This is a genomic window from Marinoscillum pacificum (assembly GCF_024714495.1).
GTDB classification, from domain to species: domain Bacteria; phylum Bacteroidota; class Bacteroidia; order Cytophagales; family Cyclobacteriaceae; genus Marinoscillum; species Marinoscillum pacificum.
In genome coordinates this window covers 34787-59399 of record NZ_JAMZMJ010000017.1, presented here as the reverse complement: position 1 = coordinate 59399, position 24613 = coordinate 34787, and the positions used below count along the sequence as shown (strand labels likewise).

Annotated in this window: 17 protein-coding genes and 1 pseudogene; 9 read left to right on the top strand and 9 right to left on the bottom strand. The window is 39.7% G+C overall.

Features of this window, described 5'->3' with window-relative positions; translation table 11 throughout:
* Window positions 1–76: 76 nt before the first annotated feature.
* The 9 genes and pseudogenes from NXS00_RS24285 to rocD form a co-directional block, all read right to left on the bottom strand.
* On the bottom strand, window positions 77–919 hold the full coding sequence (locus tag NXS00_RS24285; RefSeq protein ID WP_258101887.1) for a hypothetical protein: 843 nt from the start codon (window positions 917–919) through the stop codon (window positions 77–79).
* Window positions 920–1013: 94 nt separating this feature from the next.
* Window positions 1014–1659, bottom strand: a pseudogene (locus tag NXS00_RS24280) (sulfite exporter TauE/SafE family protein).
* Window positions 1660–1766: 107 nt separating this feature from the next.
* A complete protein-coding gene (locus NXS00_RS24275) occupies window positions 1767–2429 on the bottom strand; it encodes a response regulator (RefSeq protein WP_258101886.1) in 663 nt (220 codons plus the stop codon).
* A gap of 77 nt (window positions 2430–2506) precedes the next feature.
* Window positions 2507–4474 carry a tetratricopeptide repeat-containing sensor histidine kinase gene (locus NXS00_RS24270; protein WP_258101885.1) on the bottom strand — a complete coding sequence of 656 codons (1968 nt, stop codon included), beginning with the start codon at window positions 4472–4474 and terminating at the stop codon, window positions 2507–2509.
* 82 nt (window positions 4475–4556) lie between these two features.
* Window positions 4557–6371 carry a tetratricopeptide repeat-containing sensor histidine kinase gene (locus tag NXS00_RS24265; RefSeq protein WP_258101884.1) on the bottom strand — a complete coding sequence of 605 codons (1815 nt, stop codon included), beginning with the start codon at window positions 6369–6371 and terminating at the stop codon, window positions 4557–4559.
* A gap of 93 nt (window positions 6372–6464) precedes the next feature.
* Window positions 6465–8420, bottom strand: a complete 1956-nt coding sequence (locus NXS00_RS24260; protein WP_258101883.1) for a tetratricopeptide repeat-containing sensor histidine kinase — start codon at window positions 8418–8420, stop codon at window positions 6465–6467.
* Between the two features lie 79 nt (window positions 8421–8499).
* Window positions 8500–10287 (bottom strand): tetratricopeptide repeat-containing sensor histidine kinase, encoded by a 1788-nt coding sequence (locus NXS00_RS24255; protein WP_258101882.1) that lies wholly within the window; start codon window positions 10285–10287, stop codon window positions 8500–8502.
* Between the two features lie 130 nt (window positions 10288–10417).
* The gene (locus NXS00_RS24250) at window positions 10418–12922 is read right to left on the bottom strand and encodes a methyl-accepting chemotaxis protein (protein ID WP_258101881.1); all 2505 of its coding nucleotides are present in this window, start codon (window positions 12920–12922) and stop codon (window positions 10418–10420) included.
* 323 nt (window positions 12923–13245) lie between these two features.
* Complete coding sequence (rocD, locus tag NXS00_RS24245) at window positions 13246–14490, bottom strand: ornithine--oxo-acid transaminase (RefSeq protein ID WP_258101880.1); 1245 nt, start codon at window positions 14488–14490, stop codon at window positions 13246–13248.
* A gap of 80 nt (window positions 14491–14570) precedes the next feature.
* Between rocD and NXS00_RS24240 the strand changes: the two genes are divergently transcribed.
* The 9 genes from NXS00_RS24240 to NXS00_RS24200 all read left to right on the top strand — a co-directional run bounded on the left by NXS00_RS24240 (window position 14571) and on the right by NXS00_RS24200 (window position 24416).
* Window positions 14571–14726: a C1orf53 family protein gene (locus tag NXS00_RS24240; RefSeq protein WP_258101879.1), complete on the top strand. Its 156-nt coding sequence runs from the start codon at window positions 14571–14573 to the stop codon at window positions 14724–14726.
* A gap of 66 nt (window positions 14727–14792) precedes the next feature.
* The gene (gene rpmB / locus NXS00_RS24235; protein WP_258101878.1) at window positions 14793–15032 is read left to right on the top strand and encodes a 50S ribosomal protein L28; all 240 of its coding nucleotides are present in this window, start codon (window positions 14793–14795) and stop codon (window positions 15030–15032) included.
* Window positions 15033–15198: 166 nt separating this feature from the next.
* Window positions 15199–16836: a M1 family metallopeptidase gene (locus tag NXS00_RS24230; RefSeq protein WP_258101877.1), complete on the top strand. Its 1638-nt coding sequence runs from the start codon at window positions 15199–15201 to the stop codon at window positions 16834–16836.
* 31 nt (window positions 16837–16867) lie between these two features.
* A complete protein-coding gene (locus NXS00_RS24225; protein WP_258101876.1) occupies window positions 16868–18346 on the top strand; it encodes an aminopeptidase P N-terminal domain-containing protein in 1479 nt (492 codons plus the stop codon).
* Between the two features lie 60 nt (window positions 18347–18406).
* Window positions 18407–18589 carry a 50S ribosomal protein L33 gene (gene rpmG / locus NXS00_RS24220; RefSeq protein ID WP_258101875.1) on the top strand — a complete coding sequence of 61 codons (183 nt, stop codon included), beginning with the start codon at window positions 18407–18409 and terminating at the stop codon, window positions 18587–18589.
* Window positions 18590–18591: 2 nt separating this feature from the next.
* Window positions 18592–18747, top strand: a complete 156-nt coding sequence (locus NXS00_RS24215) for a DUF4295 family protein (RefSeq protein WP_258101874.1) — start codon at window positions 18592–18594, stop codon at window positions 18745–18747.
* Between the two features lie 249 nt (window positions 18748–18996).
* The gene (gene ftsY, locus NXS00_RS24210; RefSeq protein ID WP_258101873.1) at window positions 18997–19950 is read left to right on the top strand and encodes a signal recognition particle-docking protein FtsY; all 954 of its coding nucleotides are present in this window, start codon (window positions 18997–18999) and stop codon (window positions 19948–19950) included.
* Window positions 19951–20047: 97 nt separating this feature from the next.
* Window positions 20048–20419 carry a hypothetical protein gene (locus NXS00_RS24205; protein WP_258101872.1) on the top strand — a complete coding sequence of 124 codons (372 nt, stop codon included), beginning with the start codon at window positions 20048–20050 and terminating at the stop codon, window positions 20417–20419.
* 19 nt (window positions 20420–20438) lie between these two features.
* Window positions 20439–24416 (top strand): VPS10 domain-containing protein, encoded by a 3978-nt coding sequence (locus NXS00_RS24200; RefSeq protein WP_258101871.1) that lies wholly within the window; start codon window positions 20439–20441, stop codon window positions 24414–24416.
* Window positions 24417–24613 lie beyond the last annotated feature (197 nt).

Here is a 24613-nt window from a genome sequence, read left to right as displayed (position 1 = left end):
TCCTATGTAAATCATAGGATTTACATCCTATGTGGATGGCATTTTCATATACCATGAAACCCTGATGCACAATTATTTATTTGCTGTTTAGGAAGGCAAATCCCCAGGAAACGTTGAACATGAAGCCACTCAACGGTCGGTGCCCAATCTCGGCTCCAAATACAGAATTGGCGAGAAACTTGTAATCACCATTGTGAGGGCTAACGTACCATTGATAGCCGACTCTCCAGCCTAAAATGCCATCACTTTTTACGTCACCAGTATTAGCTGCAGCATCGGGAGTTGAGACAGGTAATACAAGAAGGTCTCCGTAAACTCTTGTAAATCCAGCACCAATTCTTTCCACATCATTATTGATTTTGGTTCTTACATAGGCTTGTGAGGTCCATTGGCCACCTAGATACACTCCAGAAAGAAAGATATTTCCTCCTGCACCATTGTCATAAATACTGGTAAGACGATTGTGCAGACCTCCACGTACTCCGACCTGATTTTTGTATTGACCATTCGGAATAGTGATAGACCTGGTTTCTTCGACATTGTATCGTTTACCATCTTTGTAGGTCGTGCCAGCATATGGGTTATAACTTAGAATGACAGGTACCTTTTTCTCTTTAATTTTTGACTTCAACGGGAGAAAAACTCCGCCTTCCAGTAATGTCCCAATTCCTGAGCCGTTAATCTGATACAAATCAATTCGTGCCACTCCTTCTAGGGTAAGTGCCTCCGTAAGACCAATGCGCCCATTGGCACCAAGAAACAACGATAGATTGGTGGTATTACTTTCGGCTCCCCATTCTGGGGCAATAAACTTTGAGTATGCTTGATCAGGGTTGTCTTCTAAGACCTGATAGGTTATTTGTTGAGAAAATAGCTGACTGCTGATTAGCAATCCAAGTGTTAAAAAGATGAATTTCATGTAGCGATTTATTTGCTACAATACTCAGAAGAAATCAAGCTTTCTGAAATGCCTATTGGTAGCTATTTTGCATACCGTGAAGACGGTATTTTGTCTAAAAAACCAGCAAAAGAGCCGCTAAGGCAGTGGTTCCGATGATGAACCAGCGGTAATACATCTCAGGAAATTTCTTGATTACCCAAATACCTAAAAACACTCCAACTACTACCGCAGGAATGGTAACTAGGTCTAGGAAGAAGCTGTTCCAGGTGATCGTTTTCCAAACAAACACGTGCAATGGGACTTTGAACAAGTTGACGACTAAAAAGAACCAGGCTGCAGTGCCAATGTATTCATTTTTAGGGAGACGCATGGACAGCAGATAAAGTGCCATCACAGATCCTGCAAGGTTACCTACCATCGTTGTAAATCCTCCAAGCAATCCTAAGGGCGGCAAACCAAAGACCCTCAGGGACTCTTTTAGATTTGGAACGTTCTTTCCAGATCATGATACCCAGACTACCCAGGATGATCACCCCCATGATGAGGCGAAACATGTTGTCATCGATGCTGTCTCCAACATATGTCCCGATTAAAATACCGGCAGCTGCCCAAGGAAATAATTTGATCAAATGAGACCAATGCGTATGTCTGTGGTAATAGGAAACTCCGAAAATATCGGCAATACAAAGAATAGGGAGCAATAATCCGGTGGACTCTTTGCCTCCAAAGATCATCGCTAAAAAGGGGACTGCTGCCATGCCTGCACCATGCACACCAGTCTTTGACATGCCTATAAGTAAGGCAACAACAAATAGTAAGCTTAGATCTGTAGGACTAAGGGAGAATGAAAAGAGTTCAATCAAATTTAGATCAGATTATTAGCGTAAGCATATTTGATTAACCCTACCAGGTTATTGGTTCCCGTCTTTCTGAAGATGTTTTTGCGATGCGTTTCCACTGTCCTTTCAGAGATGAAAAGCTCTTCGGCGATCTGTTTATTGGTAAACTCTTTACTGATCAATTTTAAGATTTCACGCTCTCGGTCGGTGAGTAATTTTTGTTCTCCTTCACCATTTAATCCTTTAATCAAAATGCTATTGACATCCGAACTTAGATAGGTTTTACCGCCTTTAATGGAGTATATGGCATTGATCAGCTCTTTATGTGAATCCTTTTTAATCAGATAGCCATCTACGCCTTCTTTTAGTATCTCCTTGACCAAATGTGCTTCGTCATGCATGCTGAGCACTAGAATTTTTAAAGCTGGGTATTTCCTTTTGACTTTTCTGACGAGAGTCAAGCCATCTTCATCTGGTAAGTTGTAATCAGTAATTAACAAGTCCACTTTAGTGTGCGTCAGTGCATCCATGGTGGATTGTACATCACCTGCTGTTCCTACTACTTCTAAATCATGCTCGGTTTCAATGATTTTTTGCAAACCACCAATTAAAACCGCATGGTCATCGGTTAAGAATATCCGCATCTGGTTATTGACAGAGTTTTTACGTAGGAAAGATAGCAAATTCATTATGCAACTAGTGTCTGTGCACGGATTAAAGATTCATCATTGTTTGACACTAAGCTACTTGCAACGGTAATTGGATACTATACCGTTTCCATGGTATTTGTATCTGTTTTTATTACTTCCCGACTTGAAACAATACTAGTTGTTACAATTAACGTATTTCCTTTTATTCCAGGATTCGTGTCTACCTCTAGATCTCCTTTAATCAAGTTGGCTCTGGCATTCATGTTTTTCCAACCATTTCCTTTGCCATTCTTTAAAAGTTCCACATCAAACCCAACACCATCGTCTTCAATCATCAGGATGATTTCATCATCATCTTTGGTAAGTGAAAGTGATATCTGTATGACATCAGAGTATTTTAAGGCATTGTTTATCCATTCCTGGCTGATTCGATAAAGAGAGATTTCCTGCACTTCAGTAAGCCTTTCCTCGAGCCCGAAGAAATACGTGCTAACGGTAACCTTTCCTGTGTTATTGATTCTTAATGCGAATTCATTCAGTGCTGCAGATATGCCTTCTTTCACCAGTGTTTGTGGCATCAGGTTGAAGCAGATTCCTTTTAGTTCTCGATACATTTCATCAAGGATTTTACTGGAAGCGTCAAAGATCTTGTGTCTGTCATTATTCTGATCTTCCAGTGACTTTAAGTTGAGATTGAGGACGGTAATCATTTGACCAAACCCATCATGCAGATCTTTTGCAAATCGGGAACGTTCCTTTTCCTGACTGGAAATAGTTGCCTCAATCTGTGCTTCTCTCAGTTCTATTTGCGCTTGTTGTTTAAGTAATTTATTCTTTCTTAGAAGTAAGTTTCTATTCATAACAAACAATACAATTAGTAGAAGGCAGCCAAATACTAAGCCTGCTATGATCGTTACTTTGCGTTCGTTTTGAGCTTCCTTTTCTGCTAACTGAGCCGATTGTAGTGCTATCTGATTTTCCTTTTTCTCGGTTTCGTATTGCACATTAATCTCTTCAATATTCTTTCGAGTTTCCTCATTGAATACGATCGTAGAAAGCGAATCATAAAGTTTGAAATTCTCCAGAGACTTTCGATAATTCCCAGTTACTTCATAAGCTTTAGAAAGAATTCTAGCACTTTCTTGAATCATAAATGATTCATCTATTTCTTGTGCTATTTGGAGACTTTTATTCGCATTTTCAATTGCAGCATTGTCGTTGTAGGTTTGAATATAACACTCCGCTAAGTTGACGTAACATTCTGTAAGACCGGTTTTATGGTTTGTTTCTAAATAGTAAGGAAGTGCCTTTTTATAATAGAAGATTGCAGAGTCATATAGATGCCTATCTTGAAAATTTCCACCTATATTTTGATATGCATTCCCTAATCCATACAGGTTATTCAAATTCTGATGGATGATTAAAGCTTGCTTGTTATAGTAAATAGCTGAATCAAATTGATCTAAATCATTGCAAGCAGCACCTAAGTTGCTGTAACCCCCTGCGATTTCGGTACTATCTCCAGCTGCAATTCCATTCATCAGGTATTTTCTGAAGTACACTTTCGCTTTGTCATAATCTTTGTTGTAGAAGTAGACCTGACCAATAATATTTGAGGAAATACCTACCCCTTTGTGATCTTCTAATTTTTCAAACATTCTTAACGCCTTTGTCGCTAATTCGATCGTTTCATCATATTTGCCAAGACGATTATAATTAAACGAAATGTTGACAGCTATTTTGGCCATGTCTAGCTCATAATTGCCAGCTTCGAAAATGTCTAAGGCTCTTAAATAGTGGTAGTTTGAAGAGTCATAATTACTCTTTCGGAAGAGTCCAATGCCTATTACTTTATGATAGTCCGCTTTTTGATAGAGGTTGTGGTTTTCTTTCTCAACAAATGTTTTGATTGTATCCAAATAGGCAAAACCAACATCGGCATTCTGATTCATTTGACTTTTAGCCTGTCCTAATAATTCAGCAACTCTAAGGGAATCTCCACCTTGTGCGTTTACTCTAAGAGGCCAAATAATAGAACAGAAAATCCATATGAAAATGGAAGATGAAATAGGGCTAATTTTCATTAAATGCATACGGTTATTAATTATTCTTTGATCAATCAGATCAGGATAGACAAGAAGTAAGATAGGTTACTTATCAAGGTATTTAATTATTGATTGTATTATAATCTTTAACAACGGATTGAGTAATAACAGCATTCACAATCAAGGTATTCCCATGAATGCCAGGGGTTGAGTCTACTTCCAATTCTCCATTAATCAGGTTGGCTCGTGAATTCATGTTTTTCCAGCCATTTCCTTTACCTGACGTTAGAGAGTTTATGTTAAATCCATTTCCATTGTCTTCGATTAATAAAGTAAGTTCTTCCTGATCTTTGGTGATTTGAATCGTGACTTTAGACGCATCAGAATACTTGATGATGTTATTGATCCATTCCTGTGTAATACGATAGAGTGAAATTTCCTGGACATCTGTCAGGCGCTCGTCCAATCCAAAAAAGTCAGTCTCCACATAAAGTTTGTCGGTTGTATTGATACGAGCAGCAAACTCATTAAGTGCAGAAGTGATACCGTGGAGTATCAGTGTTTGAGGCATTAGGTTGAAGCAAATTCCCTTGAGTTCCTGGTACATTTCTTCCAGCACTTTACTAGAGCTCTCAAATACTTCATGTTTATCCTTATCGCCTTGTTCCAGCGATTTCAGGTTTAGATTAAGAATGGAGATCAATTGTCCAAACCCATCATGGAGATCTTTAGCAAAGCGAGAACGTTCTTTTTCCTGACTGGATATAGATGCTTCTATTTGAGCTTCTTTGGCCATACGCTTTTCTGTTTCCAGGGCCTTTTGATGCTTGAGTTTTTGTTTTTGACTTAGCTGATATCCACTTATCAAGAGGAATAATAGTCCGAATCCTAAACCTCCCAACAGTAGCTGATTTTGTTGGATAGTGAGCTGTTGCTCCGCAATGATTTGCTCTTTTTTGGCAGTTTCATACTGTGTTTGCAGTTTGGCAATTCGCATCGTCTTTTCAGCAGAAAAGAGACTGTCTTTTAAGTCTATGGCTAATAACTTTAGTTCTAATGCTTCTTTGAATTGACCTAAATAGCCATTGGCGCTAGAAAGAGAGTCAAGTGATTTTCTTCTTAAATCTGGATACCCTAATTCCTGGCTTTGCTCGGCACATTTCTGGTAATAAACTATGGCAGACTTCCAGTTTTTCTCTTTCATCCACATATCGCCGATCATTTTATTGTTGTCCACAACACCCTGCCAATCACCTATTTTTTCTCGGATCGAATTACTCTGTTCGAAATAGGAAATGGCGCCATTAAGGTTTCCCTTGCGCTGCTCAATGTCAGCAAGGTCAACAAGTATATAGCCTAGACCAACACTGTCTTGCTCTTGAACTCTGATGTCATAAGATTTAAAATAATATTCATCTGAAATCTCATATTGCTCCTTAAGCCAGTAGAAGGTTCCTTTCATTCCATAAGCTGTTCCCAGTGTAGTTAAATCATTTACTTTTAGTGACAACTTTTCGGCTTCATTCCACATCTCCAGAGCTTTATCGTCACGGCCAGTTTTTCTGTAGAAATTACCAAGTTCATTGTCCGTCTTGGCTACTCCACTCCAGTCTTGTATTGAATCATATAGCTCTCGTGCTTGCAATGCCAGTGAAAGTGCTTGTTCATAATTGCCTGTTAGATATTCAATTACGGCCATGTTTTTATAAGATTCTGCTTTCTTGTCAGGCCATTGATTAATTGTTGAAATGTCAATCGCCGATTTCATAGCCTCCTTAGCCGCATTGAAGTCAGCACTGTATATCTGATAGAAGTTGGCGTTTAAGGAATCAACTAATATGGCTTCATCCTGATTCGAATAATCAAGGGATGGTTGATCTTGAAATTGACAGGCTGTCAAGGTCATTACAAAAACCAGTGTAAGGAGATGCTTCATGGATTCTTGTTTGGTACAAACTCTATGAATTTAAAACAAAAATCAGAAGTCCTAAGACCAATCAACATACCTTCTCAAGGGTATATTTCAGGGTTATGCTAGTTGCAACTCGGGTTTTTCAATGATGAATGGCGCATTCACAATCAGCGTATTGCCTCTCATACCTGGAGTAGTTTCTACTTCCAGCTCTCCATTGATGAGGTTTGCTCGCGAGTTCATATTCTTCCAGCCATTGCCTTTTCCGGACTTTAGGACATTCAGGTCAAAGCCGCTTCCGTCATCTTCTATGAGCAACGTTATTTCTTCTTCGTCTCTAGTGATTTGGACAGTTACTTTGGATGCATCAGAGTACTTCAAAATATTGTTGACCCATTCTTGAGTGATTCGGTATAAGGATATTTCTTGTACATCAGTCAGTCGTTCTTCCATACCGAAGAAGTCTGTTTCAATGTTGTACTTTCCTGTATTGTTAATTCGCCCCGCAAACTCATTAATCGCGGAGGTGATGCCATGTTTGATGAGAGTCTGAGGCATTAGGTTAAAACAGATGCCTTTCAGTTCCTGATACATCTCTTCCAGTACCTTACTGGAACTCTCAAACACTTCATGTTTGTCTTTGTCTCCATCTTCCAGAGATTTTAAGTTGAGGTTCAAGATAGAAATCATCTGACCAAATCCATCATGTAGGTCCTTGGCAAAGCGGGTGCGTTCCTTTTCCTGACTAGAAATAGCCGCTTCTATCTGTGTTTTACGAAGTATAATTTCCGCTTCTTGTTTTAGTAGTTCATGCTTTTTCCTGGATCTGGATCTCATTGCTATCACCAGCAAGATTAATAGCATTAATCCTATCACTAATCCAAAAATAATGGCAATGTTTCGCTCATTAGCAGTTTCCTGTTCATTAATTCTGGCATTTTGAAGAGCAATTTGATGCTCTTTTTTCTCTGTTTCATACTGGGTTTGAAGTTCAAAAATCTGACGAGTTTTACTTTTTTCATACAACGAATCCTTTATCTCTTCCATTTCCTTCTGAAGCAGGTAAGCTTGTTTGAAATTTTCTGATTCAAAAGCTGCTAGTGAAGCTACAGCCAGAGCATCTTTTAACATTTCATTCGCTTGAATTGCTGTGGCGGCATCAATTGCTTTTTTTGCGTATAATTCTGCCAGTGAAAGTTTATGTTGTTTGATGTAATAGGAAGCTAAATTTTTGTATTGAAATGCTAGTTCATACTGGTTGTCAAATTGTTCATGGGCGGCAATTGATTCCAGGTATAATGCTTCTGCGTTTTTATTATTTAAACTATCGGAAGCAATGGCTGCATTTCCCACAGAGTAAGGCACATATCTTAGGTAGCCCAGCTGTTCGTAGAGATTTTTAGCTTTAAAGGAGTATTCGATGGCAAGATCAAACTCTTTTAGTTGGATATAAACTGAAGCGATATTTCCAGTCATAATCGTTACACCCAATGTATTATCTAATGTTGTATAGATATCTAATGCCTGTTGGTAGTATTCCAATACTTTGCTATAAGACTTCATTTTCTTATAAACAATGCCAATATTACCTATGATCAATGCTTCTTTTTCAAGATCAGCTTGGTCTTCAGCAATTCGTAAACCGTCAAAATAATTACTTAGTGCTTTATTGTATTGGCCTAGTTCATCGTAGCAAATACCAAGGTTATTCAGTATACTAGACAAACGGCTTGAATCCTGAACCTGACTTATCAAGTCTAGAGATTGAGATAAAATTACTATAGCGGTATCATAGGAGCCAGTAGCCTGGTAGGCTGCTCCAAGATTGTTTAGCGATCTTCCCAGCAATTCTGTATTCTGAATTTCATTCGAAATAGCGATTGCTTGTTCCGCTAGTGAAATAGCTGTGTCAATATTGATACTTCGGTAATGCCAGGACAACTCATTCAGAGAAGATATTTTGTCGGCATTAGATTGCACTGGTAGTAAGGATTTTAGACTATCAATCTCTCTATTCTGACCTATAGAACAGATGGAGACAAGTAATGACAAAAAGATGAATAGGGCCTTCATTTAATCTCGTTTGTAGCGGATTAATGAAGTTAAGCATTCACTATATACTTGACACAATTATCTAACTAAAAGCAGCAAACTATTTGACTAATTCAATACTTTGGTCGATTCTAACTGCTACAGGCACATTCACAATCAGCGTGTTGCCTCTCATTCCTGGTGTAGTTTCTACTTCCAGCTCTCCATTGATGAGGTTTGCTCGCGAGTTCATATTCTTCCAGCCATTGCCTTTGCCTGATTTAAGGACATTCAGGTCAAAGCCGCTTCCATCATCTTCTATGAGCAACGTAATTTCTTCCTCGTCTCTAGTGATTTGAACAGTTACTTTGGATGCATCGGAGTACTTCAAAATATTGTTGACCCATTCTTGAGTGATTCGGTACAGGGATATTTCTTGCACATCAGTCAGTCTGTCTTCCATACCAAAGAAGTCCGTTTGAATGTAGTACTTTCCAGTATTGTTTATTCGCCCCGCAAACTCATTAATCGCGGCGGTGATGCCATGTTTTATCAAGGTTTGAGGCATCAGGTTGAAACAGATACCCTTGAGTTCCTGATACATTTCATCAAGTACTTTGCTGGAGCTTTCGAAAACTTCATGCTTGTCTTTGTCTCCATCTTCCAGTGATTTTAAGTTGAGATTTAGAACAGAGATCATCTGACCAAATCCATCATGTAGGTCTTTGGCAAAGCGGGTGCGTTCTTTTTCCTGACTAGAAATAGCCGCTTCTATCTGTGTTTCGCGTAGCTTGATTTCAGCTTCTTTCAGGATAATTGCTTGTTTCTTACGTGACCTACTTCGTGTTAAGAGCACAATAATCACTAGCATTAGGACCACTAAAATAAGTCCTAAAATGACTGCCAGATTCCGTTGATTCTGTATTCTGTGTTCTTCGATTTCAGCTTGCTGCAAGGTGATTTGTTGTTCTTTCTTCGCTGTTTCATACTTCGTTTCCAGCTCTGCTATGGCTTTGGTCTTTCGAATATTGAATAAGCTGTCATTCAATGAAACATGCTGTTTGTATAAATCAAATGCTTGTGTCATGTTGCCAAGCTCTTCATAGACTTTGGACAGTTGTAACAAAACATGCTGTTCGAAATCAGCAAAGCTCGTTTCTTTTGCGATGATCAAAGCTTTCTGGAAATACGCCTCTGCTCTTTTTGCTTGCCCAGCAATTAACAAAGCTTCCCCGATGTTATTTTGCACAATGGCCCCGCCTACGCGCTCACCGACTTTGTTCTTATAATCAGCTGCTAATTCAAAATAATAAATGGCGCTATCTAGTTGATCGTTTTGTCCATATACCTGCCCCAGATTGTCATAGTTGTAACTGAGTCCCAGAGTGTCTTGAGCCATTATTTTGTAAGTTGTAGACTCTAAAAAATACTTTTTTGCCTCATGAATCTGATCTTGTTGTAAATAAACAAGACCAATATTATTTAAGCTGTTACCTATCCCTTCATCGTCATTATTTTTCTTGGCAAGTTCTAGTCCTTGCTCATAGTAGGTTTGTGCCACATCAAAGAGCCCTTGTTTTTTCTGAAGTGTGCCAATGAGATTTAAGGTCAACACTCCTCTTTCAGGCATCTCAGCTGAGTCGAATAGATCAACTGCCGTTTGGTATAGGGGTAGGGTTTTATCATACTCTCCCAGACAGTATTTGGCCAAGCCTTTTTGAAGAGTAACTTCAGCCTGATCTGGCAGACTTTGCGCTGATAAGTAGGAGGGATCAATGTCATCGAGAAGTACAAAGGCACTGTCACAATTTGATTCCCTTAATTTGATGGAGGAATCAATCAGATTCTTCAAATCAGTGTCAGGGTTTCCGATCATTATGGCGCTAATGAGGAATAATGACTTAAACATAAATGTAGCGTTACGGTATAGGCCATGAAAATATAAAAGCGAACCGATATTTAGTTCGCTTTTTGTATGAGTCCTGTAAATCTGTCGATTAGTAAAAAACTACCATCGATTTGTTTCTGAAAAGTGGCCTCTATGAAGTTTTTCTTAAATTCAATTTCTCAATAGCCTCAGTTAACTGATTGGAAATTTGCTCCAATTCCTCTGATCGGTTTTTATAGTTAGTCATTCCTTGACTCAGTTGCTCAGAGGACATTGATACTTCTTCTGTACCTGCAGCAGTTTCTTCAGCTATTACCACTACGGATTCGGTAACCTTCACTATCTCCGTTATGTCATTGCGTTGTTCGATGCTGGCATCAAATATTTGTTTGGCAAGTTTTAATGTTTCATCTGTTGAGTTGGCTATTTCTTTAAAGGCAAAGGATGCTTCTCTTGAAGCGATTTCACCTGCCTGAATTCGATTGGTCATATCATCTAGCGTAATTGCTACTTCCTTGGAGTCTTGCTGAACAGCACTTACCAATTCCTCAATTTCTCTAGCAGATTGCCTGGAGCTCTCGGCAAGATTGCGAATCTCTTCTGCAACGACTGCAAATCCTCTTCCGGCTTCTCCTGCCTGAGCAGCTTCTATCGCTGCATTCAGTGCAAGTAGGTTTGTTTGGGAGGCTATTTCTGTAATTACACCCAGCACTCGTGAGATTTCCTTGGACCGATCCGCAAACACTCGAAACGACTCATTAGTCTTTTCAGAATACGAAGAGAGATCTTTCATACTTTGATCCACATTGGTGATCCGATCGAGACCTTGTGCTGTTTTTTCTGTACTACTGGCAGCAGCCTTGTTAATGTTTTGAGCTTGCTCTTCCATGCCTCTGGATGAATGCATGATTTTCTCAATGTATTGTGAAGTTCGATCAACTTCGCTCACTTGCTTCGTAGCACCATTACTCATTTCTTCAATGGCAGTTGATATTTCAATAGTGCTTGTATTCATATCACTTCCTACGGCCAGCATATCTTCTGCAGATAAACGGATGTTTCGTGCGTGTTCGATAACATCCAATAGCAGCTGGGATAGGTTAGCCAAACCTGAATTTAGGTTGGTAGTGATTTCACCAACATCCCCTTTTGCTTCCTCCAGTTGTTGGGAGAGATCTCCGTTTGCCATAAGCTGTGCAATCGTGCTTATAGAATGAAAAGGAGCATAAAATGAAGCTAATAACTCATTAATGGTGTGCGCCAACTCTCTCCAAACTCCCAGTTTACCTTCTAAGTCTATCCGGGTTGATAAGTTGCCTTCTTCCGCAGCAATAGTAACTACTGAATTTACTTCATCAATAACCTTGTGAAGGTTTCCTCTCATCTGAAGAAGAGAGTTTCCAAGTAGATCATTTGGTCCGGAGGCTTCAAAGTAGCTCTGTAGATTTCCTTCGCCGATTTCCTTCGCAAAATCCGCTTTTTTGGCTAGTTCAGTTAGCAACTGATTAACAGATCTCGCCATACTGCTTAGTTCATCAGATCCTTTTACTTCCAATTGTGTAGTAGCATCCACTTCACCTTTTGCAAGCTTTTTCAGAAGGCCTTCGGATTCGCGTAGTGAGGTGATAATTTTCTTGGTGATGAACATGATGGCAAGTATCAATAACACCAATCCAGAAATGCCGATTAAGGTTGCATTAAGAATAATCTGATTGGATTCTTTGGTGATTTCTACCAAAGGAACCACGGTTCCTACCACCCAAAACATGTCTGAAGTGCCTATTGGAACACTACGTAAATTGACATAGACCTTTTCTTGTGATAGCTGGTCATATCGCTCAAAAGTGATGACATCATGGTTTTCAAGTTGAGATTTGAAAAACTCCAGATCCTTTTCTTCGAGAAATGCCAGTTTGTTAAATGGATGATTGACCAGTGAGTCTTGAGGATGGGCTACTACAATACCGGACTCAGAGAAGATCATGGCATAACTTCTGTCGAATGCCTCGAAATCCGTTGTATTCATGTATTGACTTGTAGCATAGTCAAAGCCTACCTGACCTAAGTACTCATTGCCTTTCTTTATTGGACTTACAATACTCGTTCCTACCAATCCGGGCCAGGCATTAGGAGCAAAGAAGTAGGGTTCAGCCGCGCCTTCATTTCCTGTTTCGCGAAGCACATAATAAAAGTTTTGCGAGTTGTGGCTTTCCAGGTCTGTAGAATCTGAGAACTCACGTGTATTTCCATCCTGAAGTTTTGTATAAGCATGTCGTTCTCGTCCGAAAGATTTCTTCCATCTGGGGTCAATGACTCCCATTTCCCAGCTGATCCATACTTGTTTGAAATCAACATTGCTCGCCAAGACTTTTTGAAGGAGTTGTCCTTCTAGATTAAATCGTTCTTTGAATGGCAGAGATGGATAGTCCTCTATGATTTTGGCCATAGCCCGTGAAAGTGACAGGTAGCCTTCAAAATCTGATTGGATCTCATTGGCTTTTTCTTTAGCTCCCAGGTCTGCAAGCTGTTTCGCATCAGCAATTGATTTTTGGCCTAAAAACCAACCTACATAGGTCATAGTGATTGCATAGGTGGCAATAGTAATTCCCAAAATCAGCAAAAGCATTTTTTGCCGAATAGACAGTTTTTTCAACATAGAGTCAGTCAATAATTTTTAAAGAGGCTGTCCTACCACAGCCTCATAAACATCTGTAAAACGGGCGAAAGAAAACATTGGAACCGGTGGGAGTATAGCTCCAAGGTTAGATGCCCGTATAGTTTTCGTTGGTCGTTTTTGGGAAAACGAAACTGAAAAATAAAACGAATTATAGAATCATGGAAGGTCATTCGATCGAATTTACCGATAGCTGGACGACTTTTAGTATTTGAGAGTTGAGTTAAGGATTACAGGGTGTTATAGGCCACAAAAAAACGCGAACCAATTCGATTCGCGTTTCTTGATCAGTTAGAATCAGCAGTTTATGCAAACTCTAAGATTGTTTTTTCAATAATATCACAGCATTCGTGAAGCTGCTCTTCAGTCATAACCAGAGGAGGAGCAAAACGAATGATATTTCCATGAGTTGGCTTTGCAAGCAATCCATTCTCACTAAGTTTCATGCAAATGTTCCACGCAGTACTGCTATCCTGATGGTCATTAATAACAATTGCATTAAGTAAGCCTTTGCCTCTTACCAGGCAAACCAAATCAGTTTTCTCAATGAGTTTTTTCATTCTTTCTCGGAATTGATCTCCTAATTTGCGTGCATTCTCTGTTAGTTTTTCATCTTTGATGACTTCCAAAGCAGCCATAGCAACTTTAGCTCCAAGAGGATTTCCTCCAAAAGTAGAGCCATGAGTTCCAGGTGTAATTACCTCCATAATATGGTTATCTGCTAAAACTGCAGATACAGGATAAGCTCCTCCACTTAGTGCTTTTCCCAAAATGACCATGTCTGGTTTAACCTGATCGTAGTTCACAGCGAGTAATTCACCAGTTCTACCTATTCCTGTTTGAATCTCGTCTGCAATGAAAAGCGCATTGTTTTGTTTACAAAGTTTTCCAATCTGAGCTAAATAGCCGTCGTTAGGAACCATTACCCCAGCCTCACCTTGAATAGGCTCTATAAGCACTCCGACAATGTTCGAATGCTCTTCAAATACTTCATTTAATGCTTCAATGTCATTATAAGCTACTTTAATAAAGCCATGAGTATATGGGCCAAAATTTTTGCGAGCATCGGGATCAGAAGAAAATGAAATAATGGTAGTAGTTCTACCATGGAAGTTTTGATCAAATACGACTATTTGACCTTTGTTTTCTTCTACACCCTTTTTTTCATATCCCCACTTTCTACAGATTTTGATAGCTGTTTCTACCGCCTCAGCGCCTGTATTCATGGGAAGTACTTTGTCAAAACCAAAGTACTCAGTCATGTACTGTTCGTATGGACCAAGCACATCATTATAAAAAGCTCTGCTGGTTAGAGTTAATGTTTCTGCTTGTTCTTTGAGTGCATTGACAATTCTTGGGTGACAGTGCCCCTGATTCACCGCACTATATGCCGAAAGAAAATCGTAATATTTTTTTCCTTCTACGTCCCACACATAAACTCCTTCACCTTTGGACAACACAACAGGCAGGGGGTGGTAGTTGTGTGCTCCATGTTGGTTTTCAAGGTCTATAAATTCCTTGCTCGATTTCTTTTTGGTATCTGTCGCCATAAAATGTTTTATTTAAACTCCTCAGCTTGTAAACAATGCTTTGATTTTTAGGTTTTCAAAAGTACTATTTTAGGTTGGAGATGGCGAAAGGAAAGAAGTATAAAGGTCTCGAAGAAGAGGATTTTTATTACACCGAAGAGGGATTTTTGGTGTTCACAGAGAAATATCACCGAAAAAGAGGCTACTGCTGCAAAAGTGGCTGCAGGCATTGTCCATATGGTTTTAAAAGAAATTAGAAGCCTAGTTTGTTATTTTAAAGAATCTTACGATCTTTGCACTCCGTTTTTTAAAACTGAGAAATCATGTCAAAAGTTTGCGAAATATCAGGTAAGAGACCACAGGTAGGAAATAACGTATCTCACGCTAACAACAAAGTGAAGAGAAGATTTAATCCAAATCTTCAGAAAAAGAGATTCTATATTCCTGAGGAGGATAAATGGGTAACGATCAGAGTGTCTACTTCCATGTTGAGAAACATCAACAAAAACGGAATATACAACGAGATCAAAAAAGCGAGAGCTAAAGGAACTACTTCCCTTTAATTCGTCTTACCTTATACAATATTGAAGCCTCTGACGTCTGACGTTAGAGGCTTTTTGGTTTGTATCTGCTCCACTCATGTAATTATTGGCGCTAGTTGATGTAAACTCATTGCTGAGTTCACTTACTACTCAGTAAATTGGCAGCTTTTAAAAACTAAAAGCTTACATGCGTCAATCACTTTTTCTACTCACATTATTGGTTTGCTCTTCACTTTTTGCACAGGAGTATACGCGTCAGGATTCATTACGAGGCAGTATTACCCCCGAAAGAGAATGGTGGGATCTGCGCTACTATGATTTAAATGTTGCCGTTGATATCCCTAATAAAACCATTTCTGGATCTAATCTCATTCGCTACAAAGTCTTAAAGGCAGGTAAAGTGATGCAGGTAGACTTGCAGGAGCCAATGATCATTGATAAAGTGATGCAAGATGGTAAAAGCCTTGAAGTTATTCATGAGGGAAATGCTCATTTTATCCAGCTGGAGGCTGTTCAGGAAAAAGGAGCGGTAAAAGAAATCACAGTGTTTTATCACGGAGAGCCAAAAGAAGCGATCAGGGCTCCCTGGGATGGTGGATTTTCCTGGAAAGAAGATTCCAATGGGAAGCCTTTTATTGCGACTTCTTGTCAAGGTCTAGGTGCTAGTGTGTGGTGGCCAAACAAAGACCACATGTATGATGAGAATGATGAGGGAATGTCGATGAGTTTTACTGTTCCTGAAGATTTGGTTGCTGTAGGAAACGGGCGTTTGGTTAAAACCACCAAAAACAAGAAAGATAAAACCAAGACTTACACCTGGAAGGTGGTTAATCCAATCAACAACTATGGGGTCAATTTGAATATTGGTGACTATGTGACTTTCAGTGAAAAATACCCTGGCGAAAAGGGTGAACTAGACATGATTTATTATGTCCTCCGAGAAAACCTGGATAAGGCAAAAGAGCAGTTTAAAGATGCGGTAAGAACTTTGGAGGCATTTGAGCATTGGTTTGGGCCATATCCATTTTATGAGGATAGCTATAAGTTAGTGGAAGTGCCATATTTGGGAATGGAGCATCAGAGTTCTGTGACCTATGGCAATAAATACGGTAATGGATATCTAGGTAGAGACTTGAGTGGAACTGGTTGGGGACTGAAGTGGGACTACATCATTATTCACGAGTCTGGACATGAGTGGTTTGCCAATAACATTACCTACAAAGACTATGCAGACATGTGGGTGCATGAAAGTTTTACCTGCTATTCTGAAAGTTTATTCACTGAATATTTTTACGGAAAAGAGGCTGGAGCCGAGTATGTGAGAGGTCAGCGCATGGGCATAGGAAATCGTTCGAGTATGATTGGTAACTATGATGTGAACGATAATGGTGATGACTTGTACAATAAAGGAGCCAACGTGCTGCATACGATTCGCCAAATCGTAGGTGATGATGAAAAGTGGAGATCCATACTAAGAGGATTAAATGAAGAGTTTTATCACCAAACAGTGACTACAAGTCAAATCGAAAACTATATCTCGGATAAAAGCGGGGTTGATTTGAGTAAAGTGTTTGATCAGTATTTGCGAGATTATCGAGTTCCGGTCTTAGAGTATTTTGTGACAGAAGGAAAGATTATAGGTCGATGGACCAATGTTGTTGATGGTTTTGATATGACTACTGAATTGATTGTTGATGGCAAATCAGTGAAGGTTTCTCCTACTACTCGATGGGGAGATTTGCAGGTGGATGCTAGTGAGTCTTCCATTACTCATGATCCAAACTATTACATTTATTCTGCCGACATTACAGTAGAAACCAAGTAAACGATATATCTCAACCTAATTAAAATCTAAAATGAAAAAGGCAATTGTTGCTTCCATCGCGTTATTCATATGTATTTCATCCTGGTCACAGAAGCTGACCAAGCCAGATGATTTTTTAACAAATGATTTTCATAAAGAACGTCGAGAGTTGGTGCGAGATAAGATGCCCGATAATTCTGTGGCCGTGTTCTTTGCCAATCCGGTAAGAAACAGAGCAAATGATGTGAACTACGTGTACCACCAGGATCCTAATTTTTACTATTTGACTGGACATAGAGAGCCACACGCTGTATTGCTATTGTTTAAGGATAAGCAAAAAGCAAACGGATCTTCTTTTAACGAATTGATTTTCGTAAGACAGCACGATGCGCTTCGAGAGATGTATGATGGTGCAAGGTTGGGAAAAGAAGGTGCTGTAAAAGAGCTGGACTTCAAATTGGCTTTCGAAGGACCTGATTTTGCAGAAATGAATATCGATTTCTCAAAGTTTGATAAAGTCTTGTTCTATGATTTTGAGGATGACGTGAGAAATACTTCTGAGGAAGCGGATCTATACGATTTGATCGAGACTTTCAAAGAAAAGGTAGGGTACGGTAAAGATGCGATGGCTATAGAAACAGAGCCTAAGTCAAGCAATCTGGATACTGAGACACTTGACAATATCATGCGTCAATTGCGTGGGATTAAAACAGCAGACGAGATTGATCTGCTAAAAAAGGCGATTGATATTTCTACTTTAGGTCAGAAGGAGGTAATGAAGGCATTGGAGCCAGGAATGTCAGAAACAGAAATTCAGGGACTTCATGAATTCATTTTCAAAAAATATCAGGCGGAATATGAAGGTTATCCAAGTATTGTGGGAGCAGGACACAATGGTTGTGTGCTTCATTATATAGATAACTATAAGCCTGAGATAGAAGATGGTGAACTGATCCTGATGGATCTTGGTGCAGAATATCACGGATATACTGCTGATGTAACAAGGACTATTCCTGTAAATGGTAAGTTCACCAAAGAGCAGAAGCTGATCTATGACCTGGTTTATGAAGCGCAGGAAGCGGGTAAAGAAGCTTGTAAGGCTGGGGCTTCTTTTAGTTCTGTCTACCAGGCTACTGCCAATGTCGTTAATAATGGGCTGGTGGAGCTTGGGCTATATAAGAGTACTTCAGATAAGGATATGGTCAATCCTGAGACAGGACGTAATAGATACTATCCACATGGATGTTGTCACCATATTGGATTGGATGTTCATGATAAAGGAGAGTATGCGGCCTTAGAAGAAAACATGGTGATCACTATTGAACCAGGTATTTATATCCCCGCAGGAAGTCCATGTGATGAAAAATGGTGGGATATTCCAGTGAGAATAGAGGATGATTATCTGGTGACTAAAGAGGGTTGTGAGTTGCTTTCTGACCTTGCACCAAGAAAAAGTGATGAGATTGAAGCGTTGATGACAGAGAAAAGCATCTTCAATGATCTGGATTTACCATCTTTGGATGAGAAATAAGTTGTTCAATTAAAAATTCTTTTCTAGATTTGCACTCCTTTTAATAATCGGGCAAGAATCATGGCAAAGAAAGGCAATAGAATACAGGTTATACTTGAATGTACTGAGCACAAGAACTCTGGTGTAGCAGGTACTTCAAGATACATCACAACTAAAAATAGAAAAAATACTCCTGAGCGTATTGAGCTTAAGAAGTACAACCCTATTTTGAGAAAATATACAGTTCACAAAGAAATTAAATAACCATGGCTAAGAAAGTAGTTGCAACCCTAAAGCAGCCCGGCGGAGCAAAATTCGCTAAAGTAATCAGAGCCGTTAAGAACGAAAAAGGTGGTTACACCTATAAGGAAGAAATGGTTCTTGAGGCAGACGTAAAAGACGTATTGGCTAAGAAAAACTAAGCCAACGCTTGAAGATATTTAAGGCATTAGCCGTAGCGAATTTTTCGTTACGGCTTTTCGTTTTGGAGTTGAGTAGGAATTGGTCAAGCGACTTTTTCTAGTCATATTAATTTTTTACCGCAAATTGCTCAAAGTCAGGCTTCAAGCCGTCAATTTATATAGGCCATAGAGTTCCCTCTGAACTAAAACATGGTATTTTTGCTTTCGCTATAAAAACACCTTTGTGGCAGCCTAACTAATTTTGAAACTATGAAACTAGGTAACATATTCTCTAGAGAGAAAAAAGAATCTCTTGATAAGGGTTTGGAAAAGTCGAAAGAAAGCTTTTTCAATAAACTTGGAAAAGCAGTAGTAGGAAAGTCTACTGTAGACGAAGAGGTTCTGGATGAACTGGAAGAGATATTGATTACCTCGGATGTAGGTGTAGAAACCACAGTTAAGGTAATTGATCGAATAGAAGAGCGTGTCGCGAAAGACAAATACCTCAATGCTTCAGAGTTAAATCGAATTCTTAGAGAAGAGATTGCCGGTCTTCTGTCAGAAAACAATACAGAAGATCTGGAGAGCTTTGATTTGCCAAAAGTAGATGGCCCATATGTTCTTTTGGTGGTAGGTGTTAATGGTGTTGGGAAGACAACAACTATCGGAAAACTTGCTGCACAGCTTAAGGGACTTGGTAAAAACGTGGTTCTAGGAGCAGCTGACACATTTAGGGCTGCTGCCGTTGATCAATTGATCATGTGGGGTGAGCGAGTAGGAGTGCCAGTTATTCATAAAGGGATGAATACTGATCCAGCTTCCGTGGCATATGATGCCGCGAAATATGGTGTAGATAACAATGCGGATGTAGTGATCATTGATACCGCTGGACGTTTGCATACGAAAGTAAACCTGATGAATGAGCTGTCGAAAATCAAAAAGGTCATCCAGCGATTCATTCCAGAAGCTCCACATGAAGTGATGCTGGTATTGGATGGAAGTACAGGACAAAATGCCTTTATTCAGGCCAAAGAGTTTACAAAAGCAACTGATGTGACTTCACTAGCCATCACAAAGCTTGATGGTACTGCAAAAGGTGGGGTGGTTATTGGCATTTCAGATCAATTTAAAATTCCAGTTAAATACATAGGTGTTGGAGAAAGAGTAGAAGATCTCCAGGTGTTTAATAAAATGGAGTTTGTTGATTCTTTCTTCAAAAAGTAAGGTTATAAGTCTGTTCTAGCATCTATTCCTCAGGGAGTTAAGAATCTTTAAGATTAAAAGCTGCTATATATTTTGACAAAACTTCTAGTTTTGGGTAATGTACCGAATACTATTACTCATGCTCATTGCGGTTGGTTTTGCTTCTTGCAAAAGCTCCGAAAAACTTCCTACTGATTCTGAGATCGTAGAAGAGATCACCAATCAAATTGGTTCAGAATACCTTCGTGAAGACCAGGGTAAATTAGCATTGTGCTATACCAAACCAGAATATGTTGGATCTGAATGGAAGACTGTTATCGTACTTGATACACAGTCTTTAAAAACACTTTATGGTCCCGAACGGATGAATGCGATAATAAAGTGGTCAGATGAAGCTGTACTCGCTGTGAAGGAAATCGCAGGAGTTGTAGAGAATAAACAGTCTAAGGACACCAATATTCGATACATCAACATTAACCAAATAAAGTAAAAACCTAATTCACAACCACATGAAATTTACCAGGACCCAGGCGGCCCTTTTAACAGGATTACTGGCTAGCGCAACCAGTGCTATCTATTATTTTGCCCCAACTGAAAAATCCGAGTTGACAGCCTATGAGCAATGGGCTCAAGAAAAAATTGAAAAGAAGCGCAACGGAAAAGTGAAGTCTGAGGCACCAGAGATTCACGGTATAATTCAGAAGGAAATAAGAACGAAACATGGTGATGATGGCCCAAAATACGGTCCTAATCAAGTCATGGAAGAGTTCATGAAAGCTAAGAACGCTTCTCAAAAAAGAGCCAAAGCACGTACGAGTGCGGATGATTTAGTTTTCGAAGAAAGAGGTCCGGGAAACGTGGGCGGTAGAACTCGTGCACTCATAGTGGATCCTGATGATGAAACTCATCAAACCTTCTTTGCTGGTGCTGCAAGTGGAGGTATATGGAAAACGACTGATGCAGGAACTAATTGGGCTTATATTTCTGATGATTTACCAAACCTTGGCGTAAATACATTGGCAATGGCTCCGAGCAATACCAATGTGATCTATGCAGGTACTGGCGAGCACTTTACAAGCGATATTGATGGTGCAGGGATGTTTAAGTCAACAGACAAGGGCACAACCTGGGAGCAGATTGCTGACCCTTCGGTTTTTCCTGATTTCAAAAACGTGTCTCGAATTGTTGTTGATCCAAACGACGAGAATGTAGTGATTGCAACTACAAGAAGCACTGTATGGGGTGCCTTTAGTGCTGCCATTTACAAGACTATTGATGGCGGATCTACATGGACAAGGTTGCGTTCTTCCACGAATGTGAGATATGATGATATCGCATTTGATCCTACTGATTTTAACATTCTTTATGTAGCAGTTAATGCATCCGGAGTGATAAAGTCTACTGATGGTGGTGTTAACTGGACAGATGCTAGCATTGGAATGGTTCCCTCTGGAAGAATAGAAATATGTATTTCTCCGGTAAATCCAAATAGGCTTTGGGCGTCTGTGGAAGGATCACTTGGAGGAAGCAATTCTGATCTATATGTTACCAATGACGGAGCACAAAACTGGTTTTTAGTAGTAGATGATGCTGGAACGAACGAAGATTTTTTAGGAGGCCAGGGCTGGTATGACAATATCATTACTGCTCATCCTTTTGATGAAGACATTGTTTATGTAGGAGGAGTCGATACCTGGAAGTTCGAATTAACTGGCGCGGATGCCGGTGTGGTAAGAACGTTGAATCCTTCAGAAAATGGAACGGAAGCATTTATGTCGTTTGTAAATTTTGGTGGTGGCTATTTAGGAGGTGGAATGGACCTTGGTGAAGTTGCTGCTGCAGATTTGTTGCCGGTAGAAATACGTTTTGGGCAAGGTACGCAAATGGCTCATCGCTTTACTGTTGATGGACAGGGTTCTGGTGTTCCTGCAGAAGATTATACCTACGAAGATTATGTTGAGGTGCCCTTTCAGGTATGGGATACTGAGAATAATGTGCAGCTGATGGTGTCATTTAGAGATCAGCAGGAAGATGGTGCATGGAATCTCATTGCCAATAATACAGAAGGAGCAGAAACTTCACACTCTAGAGAGTATTTGTACATTCATAAAACTTCTTATTCCGCTACACCAAGTGCATCGATTGCCACTGTTGGGGGGCATGAGGTGAACCAGATGTATTTCTTCTGGCCAGTGTTGGCCTCAGGAGCGTCTTTTGATGCAAGTAATTTGCCTCAGAGTAATCTGGCTGTAGAGTTCTTGTCTACAAACGGAAAAGTGATGGAGTTGACGAGTGTGAGTGATGCCTATGCGCAATATGGTGGAGCAAACAACTTTCCGCAGGCATCAAGAACTTCGGGATTACATCCAGATCAGCACAATATTGTAATTTATGATTTGGATGAAAGTGCTAAGACATTTAGAATGTTGGTTGGAAATGATGGAGGCGTTTATCGTACAGTTGCGTCAACAGATCCTGGCCCTACAGAAGGAGATTATGAATTTATAAGTTATGGCTACAATACTACTCAGTTTTATAGCGCTGATAAGGCACCGGGCTCTAATCGATATGCTGGAGGAATGCAGGACAATGGTACCTGGTATCATGCTGCTGGAGTAGAAGGCGGACCTGATGCTCAGTCAACATTCGGTATTGGAGGCGATGGGTTTGAAACCATCTGGCATGCCATCAATGAAGATAAGATCATAGGTGGATCACAATACAATGGCTTTGCTAAAACGATCAACGGCGGTTCTAGTTGGTCAAATGCAACTTCAGGTTTACAAAGTGATGGACCGTTTGTTTCCAGGCTGGCCAATCATAAATCGAATCCAGATGTGCTATATACGGTGGCAGCTAGTGGTATTTATAAATCAGAGGATTTCGGTACTAGTTGGGCAATTACCTCAATGACCAATAGCAGTTTGTGGAGTTTCAACAACAATGCGGATGTGGAAATTTCTTATGCCAACCCAGAGGTAGTTTGGGCAGGAGGATCACACTACTCAGGCGAGAGACTTTATGTTTCTACGGACGGAGGGGATTTGTTTGCTCCAACAGAAAATTATGATGAATTTGACATGGGCTCTGTTTCTGGTTTTGGAACACATCCATCTGATGATTCTGTAGCCTATATTTTGTTTTCATATGCTGGTTTTCCTAAGGTGATTAAAACGACGGATCTTGGTCAATCCTGGGAAGATATTTCCGGATTTGATGGTAGTGGAAACGGAAGTACCAGAGGCTTCCCAGACGTAGCGGTGAATTGTATTTATGTATTCCCAACGGATGAAAACAAGGTTTGGGTTGGTTCAGAAATTGGAATCATCGAATCGCTTGATGGTGGAGCTACATGGGGTCTTCTTGATTCAAATATGCCTCCGGTGAATATTTACGACTTTAAGCAGGTAGAAGATCAGATTGTCATAGCTACTTATGGCAGAGGAATCTGGTCAGTAACAGTTGATGGGTTGTTACCACCTCCAGCTTTTACCAATAGTTATACGAATGTAAATGGAGAGTGGGTATTTCAAATGGATTTAGGATCGACATTTGATTCTGTAGAAGTGTATTTGGATGATGTTTTGCTGGCGGCGGCTTATGAATTGTCTGCTGGAAGTACAATTGTTTCTTTGCCATCTGCAGGAACAAGTGGTATGAAGCAGATCAAATTAATTGGATATAGAAGTGGCAATGAATACGTGTCAGAACAGGGAGAAGGGTTCTTACTAAAGCTGGGAGAGGCCAAAGACAAACATTTCACAGATTTTAGCGATCCATCAGACTTCACTACTATTGGGCTGACGGTAGGAACCGATGAAACCTTAAACGAAGCATCACTTCACTCAGCTCATCCTTATGAGTCTGGAATTGAGGCAGTCGCCTATTTTAACTATCCAGTTACAGTAAGCAGATTTAGCGGATTAGTGACCTACGATGATATTGCACTGATGCAGCCAGAAAGTGATTTCGTAGTATTCGAAGTGTCTACCAATGGACGTACCTGGAGTGAGCTGGAGGATGCTTATGATGCATCTTTATACGAAGATTGGCAATCTGCCTTTACAAGTGGATCTGTTGATGCGTCACTTTTCAAAACGCACACTGTTGACCTTAAGAAAACAATCGCAGATGGTCAACCTATTCTTATGAGGTTTAGATTGAATAGTGAAGCTGGAGGTACGGGTTTTGGCTGGATTGTAGATAATCTGAGCATTCAGGAAAATATCATTTTGTCTGAAGAATCAGTTAAGTCAAACATTGAGATTTATCCGAATCCGATTAGTACTTCAGCTACCTTGATTTTTGACAAGGATGTACCTTCTACTATTGAGGTATATAATCTGGAAGGAAAGAAGGTATCAGATATAGTTACAAATAATGAAAAACGAATTACCTGGAATAGAGGATCACTTCAAAAAGGAGTCTACATTTTGAAATACTCCATCGGGGATCAAATACAATCACAGAAAATCATTTTAAAGTAAATAGTAGGAAGCTGTCTCAAAAGCTACTTTCATTTGTCATTTCGAGGTAACGAGAAATCTTACTCATATGATTATCAATATGTTAAAATATAAGATGGATTTCTCCAAAGTCGAAATGACACCTTTTGAGACAGCTCTTTTTGTTGGTGCCCTAATCTGTTAGGGGATCACTTCTGACAATTGTTTAATAGCTAACC